10 protein-coding genes and 1 pseudogene are annotated in these 10784 nt (G+C 64.4%); 9 read left to right on the top strand and 2 right to left on the bottom strand.

The features are described 5' to 3' along the window. Window positions 1-853: 853 nt before the first annotated feature. Genes AC1DXK_RS28280 through terL form a run of 3 tightly spaced genes read left to right on the top strand, consistent with a single transcriptional unit; the run spans window position 854 to window position 4371 of the window. Entirely contained in the window at window positions 854-2368 is a 1515-nt protein-coding gene (locus AC1DXK_RS28280) for a DNA modification methylase (RefSeq protein ID WP_456685541.1), read from the top strand. Between the two features lie 9 nt (window positions 2369-2377). After that, window positions 2378-2848, top strand: a complete 471-nt coding sequence (locus AC1DXK_RS28275; RefSeq protein ID WP_456685540.1) for a hypothetical protein — start codon at window positions 2378-2380, stop codon at window positions 2846-2848. Beyond that, a complete protein-coding gene (gene terL, locus AC1DXK_RS28270) occupies window positions 2845-4371 on the top strand; it encodes a phage terminase large subunit (RefSeq protein WP_477299540.1) in 1527 nt (508 codons plus the stop codon). The genes AC1DXK_RS28275 and terL overlap by 4 nt, the downstream gene beginning before the upstream one ends. A 74-nt stretch (window positions 4372-4445) precedes the next feature. On the opposite strand, the gene AC1DXK_RS28265 is transcribed toward terL, so the two are convergent. Next, on the bottom strand, window positions 4446-5291 hold the full coding sequence (locus tag AC1DXK_RS28265) for a hypothetical protein (protein WP_456685538.1): 846 nt from the start codon (window positions 5289-5291) through the stop codon (window positions 4446-4448). Between the two features lie 164 nt (window positions 5292-5455). Here AC1DXK_RS28265 and AC1DXK_RS28260 point away from each other — a divergent pair, with 164 nt between their 5' ends. The 6 genes from AC1DXK_RS28260 to AC1DXK_RS28235 all read left to right on the top strand — a co-directional run bounded on the left by AC1DXK_RS28260 (window position 5456) and on the right by AC1DXK_RS28235 (window position 10062). Continuing rightward, the gene (locus tag AC1DXK_RS28260) at window positions 5456-5614 is read left to right on the top strand and encodes a hypothetical protein (RefSeq protein ID WP_456685537.1); all 159 of its coding nucleotides are present in this window, start codon (window positions 5456-5458) and stop codon (window positions 5612-5614) included. A 178-nt stretch (window positions 5615-5792) separates the two neighbouring features. Then, window positions 5793-6497 (top strand): sulfite exporter TauE/SafE family protein, encoded by a 705-nt coding sequence (locus AC1DXK_RS28255; RefSeq protein ID WP_477299539.1) that lies wholly within the window; start codon window positions 5793-5795, stop codon window positions 6495-6497. A 502-nt stretch (window positions 6498-6999) separates the two neighbouring features. After that, window positions 7000-8109 carry a helix-turn-helix transcriptional regulator gene (locus AC1DXK_RS28250; protein ID WP_456685535.1) on the top strand — a complete coding sequence of 370 codons (1110 nt, stop codon included), beginning with the start codon at window positions 7000-7002 and terminating at the stop codon, window positions 8107-8109. Window positions 8110-8263: 154 nt separating this feature from the next. Continuing rightward, window positions 8264-8443 carry a hypothetical protein gene (locus AC1DXK_RS28245; RefSeq protein ID WP_456685534.1) on the top strand — a complete coding sequence of 60 codons (180 nt, stop codon included), beginning with the start codon at window positions 8264-8266 and terminating at the stop codon, window positions 8441-8443. Between the two features lie 117 nt (window positions 8444-8560). Next, a complete protein-coding gene (locus tag AC1DXK_RS28240; RefSeq protein WP_456685533.1) occupies window positions 8561-9793 on the top strand; it encodes an acyltransferase family protein in 1233 nt (410 codons plus the stop codon). Beyond that, entirely contained in the window at window positions 9790-10062 is a 273-nt protein-coding gene (locus tag AC1DXK_RS28235; RefSeq protein ID WP_456685532.1) for a hypothetical protein, read from the top strand. Before AC1DXK_RS28240 ends, AC1DXK_RS28235 begins: the two co-directional genes overlap by 4 nt. A gap of 529 nt (window positions 10063-10591) precedes the next feature. Here the strand turns inward: AC1DXK_RS28235 and AC1DXK_RS28230 are convergent. Then, a pseudogene (locus AC1DXK_RS28230) lies at window positions 10592-10784 on the bottom strand (IS630 family transposase); the annotation flags it as partial.

The raw sequence follows: 10784 nt of genomic DNA, 5'->3' as shown, positions 1-10784 counted from the left end.
TCAGTCCATGCTGGGCGGCAAGATCTTTGAGCGGAGCTTTCGATCGCTGTAGCGTTGCTCTGACCGCGTGCGTGGTCGTGGCGCAGCCGTGAAGAACCTGTCCCATAACGCCTCCCGGTGTGCGGCGGTTACAGCTAAATTGATGCCACCACACCGCGGGACTGCACAGCTAGGCTAGCGACAGCGAAGGCGTGTCCTCGCCTGGCGCGCCTCCCGCGTCTGTCCGGACGCGCGGTCGCCTCGTCGGGCCCCTTCAGGCTGAGGCGGTCCCGGAGCGGCCTTTGGGCCGGGGCGTACGCGAGCCGACATTCCTCGGATTCAGACAGGTTCGTGCGGCCAGTCCTTCGGACCGGCGGCGCCGCGGTCGGGCCGCCGCGCGCGAAAAAAGGTGGTTAACACGGTCCGGCCAGGGGTGACAGGCGGGGTGCCACGTGGGGTACCATCGCGTCTCGCCGGCCCGGCTAAGTGCCCGGCCTGATTCAAGAAACCACCGGGCGAGAAAGCCTGGTGGTGGACGCAGTCAGGCTCGAACCGGTCTCCGCTTTGAGCGCCCGCGAAATGGGAATTCTGCGCCCCGCGAAATGGCAATTTAATGCGATGCAAAAATAGACATTGGATCGGCGGGTCGACTTACCGCGGTCGCCCCGAGGCAGCGGTTCGATCGGCTACTTGACAGTACCCACTCGGCTGGCCGATGCTGATTGCAAGCGGACGGCTCAGGCGCCCATCCGTGGAGGGACTCTGATCAGGGACCGTCCCCGGTCCTCGATGCAGGCACTCTGTCACAAGCCCTGTCGAAGTGCACGGTCGTCGTGCCCTTCCACACGCTTGCGGCGTGCCTCTCGAGGATGAGATGACCGCTCCCGTCGCGCGCAAGCGCATCCGCACCAGCCCAAACCCGGCTTCCGGTCCCGTCGACCCAATCGTGCCGGCGCTCGCTTCGACGTCGCTCGAGCGTGCTCTTGAACGCGCCACCCGGACCGTTGCGCCCACGGCGGCCAACCTCAAGTGCGAGGCCTTGGCCGCGGCGCCGGTACGGACCGCCCATTCCGGCTATCGCCGGATCTCCGTCGAGTACGTCCCGCTCGACAGGCTGACCGCCGGCAATCGTGCCCTCCGCCGCGCCGGCAAGCGTCAGCAGGAAGCCCTTCAGCGCAACATCCGCCGCTTCGGCGTCGTGCGCCCGATCCTCGTCCGGCGTGGCGGTGCCGTCATCGCTGGCCACAGCATCGTCGAGGCTGCCCACGCCCTCGACCTGCCCGAGGTGCCGGTCACCTACGTCGACGACCTCTCCGACGACGAGGCCCGCGTCCTGCGCCTCAGCCTGCACAAGATCGAGGAGATGGCCACCTGGGAGGCGGAGGCGCTGAAGGTCGAGCTGACCCACGTGCTCGACGCCGACCCAGATCTGGCCGTTTTCACTGGCTTCTCGACGAGCGAGATCGACGTCTACACCGGCGACGTGGACGCCCAGGCCGACAAGGCCGACGCGCTGCCCGGGTCGGCGGCTGGGCCGCCCGTGTCCCAGCTCGGCGACTGCTGGGTGTTCAAGGGCGGCCACCGCCTAATCTGCGGCGACGCCCTCGACCCGGATACCCTGCGGCGCCTGATGGCGCAGGTCCGCGCGCGCCTCGTCCTGGCCGATCCGCCGTTCAACGTGCGCGTGGCCGGGCACGTCTCGGGCCGCGCCAGCGCGCGCGAGTTCGCCATGGCGTCCGGCGAGATGACCGAGGCGGAATTCATCGCCTTCCTGACGACCGCCTTCCGCAATGCCGCCGAGCACGCCCTCGACGGGTCGCTCGCGCTGTATTTCATGGACTGGCGACACGCCTACGAGATTATGGTGGCGGGCCGCGAGGTGTACGCCTCGTTCAAAAACCTGATCCCGTGGGTCAAGTCGAACGCGGGTATGGGCTCGTTGTGGCGCTCGCAGCATGAGCTGATCTTCGCCTTCAAGCTCGGCTCAGCCCCCCACGTCAACAACGTCGAACTCGGCAGGAACGGCCGCTGGCGCTCGAACGTCTGGCACTACGCCGGCGCCAACGCGTTCGGCCGGATGCGCGACGAGGATCTCGTGGGCCACGTGACGCCCAAGAGCGTCGCGCTGCTGCACGACGCCATCCTCGACGTGACGCTGCGCGGGGAGGCGGTGCTCGACCCGTTCGCCGGCGCCGGCTCGACGCTCTTGGCCGCGCACCGGGCGCGGCGGGTTGGCTACGGGGCCGAGATCGACCCGGTATACGCCGACACCGCCGTGCGGCGGCTCGAGGCTTTCACACGGGCCGAGGCCGTCCTTGAGGCGACCGGACGCACCTTCGCGCAGACCCGGGCGGAGCGCTCCAGCGGCGCCGCAATCGTGACCGCGTGAGGTCGCGCCATGGCTGGACATCGCAAGGCCGGCGCCCCCGCGGGGGCACCGGATGACGAGGCCGTCGGCTACGGAAGGCCGCCGGCCGAGTTCCGTATTCGCGAGGGCGAGCGGCGCAACCCCTGGGGGCGCAAGGGGCGGCCCAAGCCGAAGCAGGACTTCCTCGACGGGACGATCCGCATCCGCATCGACGGCAAACCCGTGCGGGTCACCCGTGACGAGGCGATCGACCACTTCCTGTTCGAGGCGGCGTCACGCCGCAACGTCTCGGCCGCCAAGTTGCTCGACCGGCGGCGGCAGGATCGACTCGCCCGGACGGCGGGGACCTCGGACGACGACGACCTCTCACCGGAGGAGGAGGCCGCGCTGCTTCGCGCGGCCGAACGGCGTCTGCGCCGACTCGGTCGCGGTATCTCGAACGACGATCCATTAGGCGGCGACCCGCGCGACCAGGAGCTTGAGCCGGAGGTCGACGCATGAACCCGGCGGCTCGCCTGTACCGGGCGCTGCTCCGCACGGACTTCATGCTGTTCTACGAGCGCTGCTTCGCTACCCTCGAACCCGGCACCCCATTCGTCGACAACTGGCACTTGCACGCCGTCGCCGAGGCGCTGCGTCGCGTCGAGGCGGGCGAGAGTCGGCGGCTGATCGTCAACGTGCCGCCGCGCTCGGGCAAGTCGCTCATCGTCACGGTCGCGTTCACCGCCTGGCGGCTCGGCCGCGATCCACGGCTGCGGATCATCTGCACCTCGTATTCCGCCGACCTCGCCCAGACTCACGCGGCGGCCTTCCGGGCGATCGTCGCCAGCGCATGGTTCCAGGAAGCGTTCCCGGCGTTCCGGATCAAGCGGGGCGGGGACCGTAAGCTCGAGACGATCACGACCGAGCGCGGCTACCGCTTCGGCGTGTCTATCTCGGGGCCGGTCCTCGGACGCGGCGCGGATCTGATCATCGGCGACGACGCGATGAGCCCGGAGGCGACCTTCTCGGAGGCCGTCCGGCGCCGAGAGATGGAGCTCTGGAACACCGCGCATCGCACCCGCCTCAACGACAAACGCAAGGGTGCGATCGTCCTGATCTCGCAGCGCCTGCACGAAGACGACCTCATCGGCCAGGTGCAGCGGAGCGGCGACTGGGACCGGCTGGTCCTGCCGGCGATCGCATCGGACGCGGCATGCTATCGGATCGGGCCACACGAGCACGACATCTACCAGCGCCGGGCCGGCGAGGTGCTAGATGCCGAGCGTGAGCCGCGGGAAGCGCTCGAGGAGATGCGGCGCGCCGTCGGCTCGATGACGTTCGCGGCGATGTACCTGCAGGATCCCGTGCCCCCGGACGGCAACGTCATCCGTCGCAAATGGCTGAAGTACTTCGACCGCGAGCCCAACGCTGCGGTGCTCAAATACTTCGTGGCCAGCTGGGACACGGCCTCGACGCTGGACGCGACCAGCAGCTACTCGGTCGGCATGCTCTGGGGCTGGGACGGGGAGAACTACTATCTGCTGGAGCTGGTCCGAGGCCGGTGGGAGACGCCGGAGCTGCGCAACAAAATCCTCGAGACCGTCCGCGCCTGGCGTCCTGACGAGACCCTGATCGAGGACACCGAGCTCGGCCGCAGCCTGCAGCAGGACATCCGGCGCACGAGCGGCGTTYGGGTTCACCTGCGGCGGCCCCGCTACGACAAGCGTGCCCGGCTTCTTGCGCAGAGCGCCCGGTTCGAGGCCGGGCAGGTGTGGATACCCGCGTCGGAGCCTTGGACCCACGACTACGTCAGCGCGCTATTGGCCTTTCCGTTCGGCCGAAGCGACGATCAGGTCGACGCGACCTCTCAGGCCCTCGACTATCTGGTCGCGAAGACGGCGAGCCTCCAGCCGCTGCCGCGCCGCAACCCGACGCGGAGAACGGTCGAACGCCGCGCCGTGGCGGAGGACGAAGAGGCGCCCGATCGGCATCGTGACCGGTCTGGATCGAGGGCGTTCGATGGGCCGCCGCAGCTGGGCTGATCGCATCGGGATCGCTCAGCGGCCGGGGAGGGCAGTACCGAGTGTGGCCCTCGCGAGCGGGTGCGGGCGTATGGTCAATCTCCCGCTGGGCTCGATCCGGCGCGGAGGGTGTCAACGAACCAGTCCATGGCCGCGAGGAACGCCGCGATCGCTTCGGCCGACAGGCCGGCGAGCGGGATGGTCTTGCGCTTCGACACGGCGTCCGGCGGCAGTCGAATGCCCGGGACGGCGTTCAGGTGATCGAGGAGCTCCTGCCGCAAGGGGAGGGCGTCGAACACCGGCTTTCCCAGCATGTACTCGAAGTATACCGCCATGGTCCCGTCGGTGAAGACCCGCAGCGCGGAGAGCTCGACCCCGTCAACCTCGAACACCGCCCCKAGCGCGCCGAAGCTCGGGTTCGTGTTGAAGGCGATGCGGTCGGCGCGGCGACGGATCCAGGCCACGATCGCGCGAGCGGCTTCCAGGATCGCCTCGTCACCGCGGGCTGCGATCTCCGCCATGACAGTAGCCTCGTCCCAAGTTCGCTTCGGCTGCGCTGCACGGCTCGAGGAGCCCTTGCGATCCTTGGTGGCCTCCGACCGGCCGAGCACGATCGGCACGAGCGTCTTCAGGCCCTGTCCCTCGTACTGGCGAAGCTCGACCGCCAGAACCTCGGCCGGCTGCATCTGCCGGTTCAGGAACTCCACGACGCGCCGGAGCTCCGGCGGCACGCGGTCGGCGACGAATAGAAGCCGCACCCGACCGGCCTGAAGGTTGGTGCGCACGGCCTCCCAGAAAGCCTCCGGTTCGGCATCCGGTCCGATGAGGTCCCGCAGCACCTCGCCGGAATCACGGCTCTCCGCCTCGCATCGCGCCCCGAATTGGGCTCTCAAGGTGTCCAGCGGCCAGTGCAGGACCGAGTTCGCGGCGTAATCGAGCATCTGGCCGACGACTTCGCGTCGGATGCGTGGAGCAACGACACAGACAGATGCTCCACCAATTGGGGGATGCGGCGGCCCTAGCGTCTCTGCTTCAATCCGAAACGCAGGTTGCTTCGGCGGCCCGGAAAAGGCTGCCGCGATTTCTCTTTTGACCGGAGGGCGCCATGCGGATCACGACGCTGTTCATCACGGCTTTCGTTCTTACGGGCCTGTGTCATTTCTCGTGGTTCGCCCGGCCGATCGACGAAGCCGAGCTTGCTCAAACTGAGGCGAGCGAAGCCGCCATGATAATACCGCTCGCCACACACATCGAGACGGACTGACGTGTCGCCCTCCAATGGGGCGCCGTCCGCGACCGAGGCTCAGGTCTCGCCGCGGCGCTCCCTCGCGCGCGCTTGCGCTCAGGTGATCAGCAGCAGCTGGTACGAGGCGCTACTACTAGGCGCCACCGTCATTTGCCTCATCTCGGCCGATCACTCGGGCGCCCCGAGCGCAACTGTGATGGTGGCCATTGCCGCCGCAGCAGCGCTCTCCAGCATCGGCGGCTTCGCCTTCTCGGCCATCTGCGGCGCGCTACTGTTCCACCTTGCCATCGACCCGGTCCAAGTGGTCGAGATCATGATGCTGTGCAGTGTTGCCAATCAGGCCGCCATGGTTTGGGCTCTTCGGCAGACTGTCGACTGGCGTGTGCTGGCCGTCTTCCTCGCTGGCGGGGCGCTTGGCCTACCTTGGGGGGTGTGGCTACTCCTACATGTTGATCGAGGCGTCTACACGCACGCGCTCGGCATCTTTCTCCTGCTCTACGGGACCTACATGCTGCTACGGCGCCCGGTCGTCGTACGATGGCAGCACCCGGCGCTTGATGGCGCAGTCGGTGTGCTCGGCGGCATCACGGGTGGCGCAGTTGGCTTCCCCGGTGCCTTCGTGACGATCTGGTGCGCCATGAAGGGCTGGGACAAGGATCGCCAGCGTGCTCTGTTTCAGCCGTTCATCCTGATCATGCAGGTGGCCGCGCTGCTGACCTTGAGCCTCGTGCATGGGACATCCGCCGGTCACGGCGTTGAACTAGGCGACCTGCTGTGCGTGCCGGGATCGTTGCTCGGTACAGCCATAGGCTTGCTCTGCTACCGGACCCTGTCAGATCTGCACTTCGCGCGAGCGATCAATCTGCTCATGATCGTCTCAGGCGTGAGCTACCTGTTGTAACGACTGGACGATCTGACGAACGCCATTGTGGCCGGCCTTCCGCGGCACTAGACGCGCCGCTCGGATCGAGTGCGTAGGGGCGGGGATGGGCGGTGACGTGACTGCCCTGTCCTTCGCTCTCGCGTCCGAAAACGCCGCGCTGCACCAGCGACTGACCACGGCACGGGAAGCCACCCATCGCGAACGGCAGGTCGATTTGATTTGGGTATACTCAAATCAAACTGGCTAAATCGGACGCTGAGGGTAGATTGCGTTGAACAACACGGCGCGACGTCTGCTGCATTGCCGCTGCTGACGCTTGTCACCGCATTTCAGTTTCCATGCTGGCTGATTGGCCGTGAAGGCAAGGAGATTTCGAGGGGATGTGCAAATCGGCTCGGACCGATACGGTGGCCCGTCCTTTGCTCCCGCAGCTAGAGAGTATTCAGGTGCGATCGAGGACCGCGCGCACGTGCGTTCTTGGAACGCGCGCAAGTGCATTTCAACTGCCGGAGGTCAGACAATGATGAGAGCTGATCCTGCCTTCTCTGCCTTAATCGGACGCATCTACGACTGTGCGCTCGACACCATGTTGTGGCCGAATACCTTGGGAGAAATCGCAGAAATCATTCAAGCTTACTTAGCCGATCTGGCGGTTTACAATCCGACCGCGGGCAACAGCAGGATGGCGGCGCAATGGGGTTGGAGCACCGAGTTGCTAGCGCTCGCGCAGGCTAACATTCACCTCAATCCATTGATTCCTATGGGCCTTGTTCATCCACTTCTCGAACCAATGTGCAAAAGTCGCGAACAGTATGTCACTGTCGATGCTTTGCATAGGAGTCTATATTGGCGCCAATGCTTCATCAATCGTGATCATGGAGATTATATTGGCGTTCCGCTAACGCGAGCCTTGACTGAGTTCGGTCATTTTGGTCTTTCGAAAAAATCCAGCTTAGGCGATTTTATTGACGAAGATATTGAATTTGCGCGCGTTATTGCTCCTCATCTCCGCCGCTCTGTGTTGATTTCCGGTATTCTAGGATATCAGCAGGTCGAAACTGGCACTTTGCGCAGTGCCCTCGATGCCCTGACTGCGGCCGCCCTGGTCCTCGATCCCGACGGCCGAATTGTGTTCGGGAATGCCCAGGCACAAGCCGAACTTAAGCGGGCCAGCATCCTGCGCGAGCACCAGGGGCGCTTGGCCGGCGTGAGCACGGACGGAATGCGGCTTGTTGCCAGTCTCAAAGGATCGCAGGGCGGCCGGGGGCGAGACATGCGCGTCGTGGATCGAGGCGAGAGGGTGCTGCACGCTTCATGGATTGCTCTCCAGAAGGTCAGCGAAGCGATGGGTGAGCCGTTTCTGCTTCTGCTGCGCGAGCCGGAAAAAGAACTCGTGACGCCGCTTTCATCAGCGAACACAATCTTTCAGCTCACACCCGGTGAGCTACAAGTACTTGCACAGCTGCTTAATGGTCGCACTTTGGCTGAAACAGGCAAAGTACTAGGCGTTGCTCGCTCCACGGTAAAGACCCATCTCGACGCATTGTTCAGAAAAACAGATACGAAGCGGCAGTCAGATCTATTACGCGTTGTGATTGGGCTTGGGTCGCCTTTGAGGGACAGTCGATAATTACGTCGTCCTCAAGCGCTGAATATCTCGGTCTTCCTCACCGATTTGTGATTAGAGGTCGATTTGCTGTCCGCTAAATGGCGGAGGCTACCCAGCAACGCTTCGCCTAACTTCAAATGCGCCGCAGTAATTTGTATCGCCTGGAGGTATCTCCATGAACACTGCACCGAAATCGGCACTTCGACGCAATTTTCGCTTGGATGCCGCGGCGCTTGTTGTTGCCGCAGCTGCGTTCTGGGCCACAATGCTGATTGTGCTGCCGATCTCTGAGGCCGCAGCCGTCACGAATGGCACTGCGGCGGCATCAACGCCGCTCGTGTTCGTCGGGCCATAGTCAGCCCAACTGATTGATCGGCTGCACCGGAAAGCCAACAGCTCCCGGTGTCTTGCGCTGTAGAGGCCCTGCACCTCGACCGTGGGTTGGGGACGCCCACAACTCAGGTGATCGCTCATGCCTCCGGGATCAGCCCTGGCAGGCCGCTGGATCGCGCTTGACGCGATGCGCGGCCTCGCCGCCCTGCTCGTCGTCCTCTACCACCTGCGCTGGACCTGGCACGGCTACGACCTCCTGCCAGTCCGCCACGGCTTCTACGCTGTCGACTTCTTCTTCGTCCTCTCCGGCTTCGTTATGGCCGCGACCTATGGCGGCGTGCGCACGTCGGGGGATCTCGTCCGATTCGCCCTCAAGCGCGCCGGCCGCCTGCTGCCGCTCCATTTTGCGGTGCTCGCCGCCTTCGTAGCCCTGGAACTGGGCTTCGCTCTGGCCGACCACGCCGGCTTTCCCTCAGGCCGGCTAGTCTTCACGGGCTTCACTGGGGTAGGGCCGCTTCTTGCCCAAGCGACCATGACCTTCGGGCTGATCCCTGGCCTGACATGGATGTGGAACCATCCCTGCTGGTCCATTGCGGTCGAGTTCTGGACCTACATTCTGTTCGGGCTGACCGTGCTGGCACTGCGCCGCGGCCGCCTCGTGGTCTGGTCTGCCTTGTCGTGCGTCGGGCTTGCCGCCGTCGCGCACAGCTCTGAGGGCCTTGCCGCCACTTCCGGCGCGGCGGTCTTCCGCTGCCTGCTGTCGTTCTTCCTCGGCACACTCGTTTATACGGCCTACCTGCGCCTGCGAACTTGTGGGGCGACCCTCGGCACCCACACACAAATCGCGGCGACAGCTCTGGCGCTGACGGTCGCGTCATGCCCATCAAGCGGTGCCGCCTCACTCGTCATTCCGTTCGCATTTGCCGCCATGGTTCTATGCCTCGCCTTCGATGAGGGTGGCTTGGCGCAAGTCCTCGCGGCACGCGTCCTTGGTCGGCTCGGTGAGCTGTCGTTCTCGATCTACCTCGTGCACGTGCCGGTCTGGTTCGCCCTCGAGGGCATGCTGCGGCTGGGCGTTGGAGTTGGAGCGACTTGGCTGCTGCCGGACGCGGCTGCGGTGATCCCAGTGCGGGTGTCGCCTCTGGGCTCGGCGCTCGCCGCGGATGCATTGGTGCTGGCCTATGTCGGGCTTGTGCTCGTCGTGTCGGCTTGGACGAACCGCCGGATCGAAGGCCCAGCGCGGGACTGGAGCCGCCGTGTCGCGGAGCGGATCGGCCGGACCGCCTCCGGTAAGGCTATGCCGCAGGGACTGAGGCCCGGATGGCTCCTGAACCAATTGACCGCCGTGCTGCCAGTGAGGACGTCTCGATGAGCGCCAGCCTGCTCGCTCCGGCCACTCAGGTCTGCGCCTTCGTGTTGGGCTGCGCGTTGATCCACGCCGCTCGCGCGCACGCTGTGGCCATAACGCAGCTGCTCATCGGGGTGGCGGTGGTCGCGGCCGCGCTCGTGCTGATCCAAGCAGCGATGACGTTCGCGCCTAATCCTGATGAGCGCTTCGATGAACTCAGCATTCATGCGGCCCTGTCGCTGCAGGCCGCCTCCAACAAAGGCGACGATCCGGACACGGCGCGATCGCCGTGAAGTAACCAAGTAATCGGTAGACGGGCAACTTGCATCGATATTACGCGGATCGGCAACCTTCACTCGGATTGTGCAGCAAATATGGAATGATACGAAATCGATACTTCAATGATGATAAAAACGCGTTGAGCTTATAAATTTGTGAGAATTAATTTTATATAATATAAGCTGTCGACTTATCATTCTAAGTCACGATATTATAGAATTTTGTCTGACAAAAACTTCGAACAGTTTTATCTGAATGGTGCAATAAGGCTGTAACTTCTATCAGCAATTAATGTCAAGTCTGTAAAACATCTAAATGCACAAACAATATGCATTCGACTATCTCGGAGGCGTCCCATGCGTGTCGTATGTGCAGCTGCCATCACGCTGGTAACACTATCAAATATAGTATGTAGTGGATCCTTCCTGGGCTTGGCGCTGGGACAGGAGATCGCCCCCCTGCAAGTCTCGCCTCCCACGCTCAAGGGCGCAGATCCCGCCGAGTGCATGCAGGCAAACTCGGATTACGAACTCTATGAACTCGGATGACGGTGTCCCCGGGTCGCAGCACCGAGACGAGGCTGTCGGCGACGTAGCTGCGGAAGCGGGCGCCGTTGGTGGCGCCATCGACGAGACTGAGCGCGCACAGGCCGGTGCTGCGCAGGGCGGCTGTGACGGTGGTAGTTTTGTAGTGGCCCTGCGGCACGAGGAGCCGGCACCGCTCACCGCACGGGGCG

The organism is Methylobacterium sp. P3_A11 (assembly GCF_056403155.1).
This window is presented reverse-complemented; position numbering and strand designations above follow the sequence as displayed.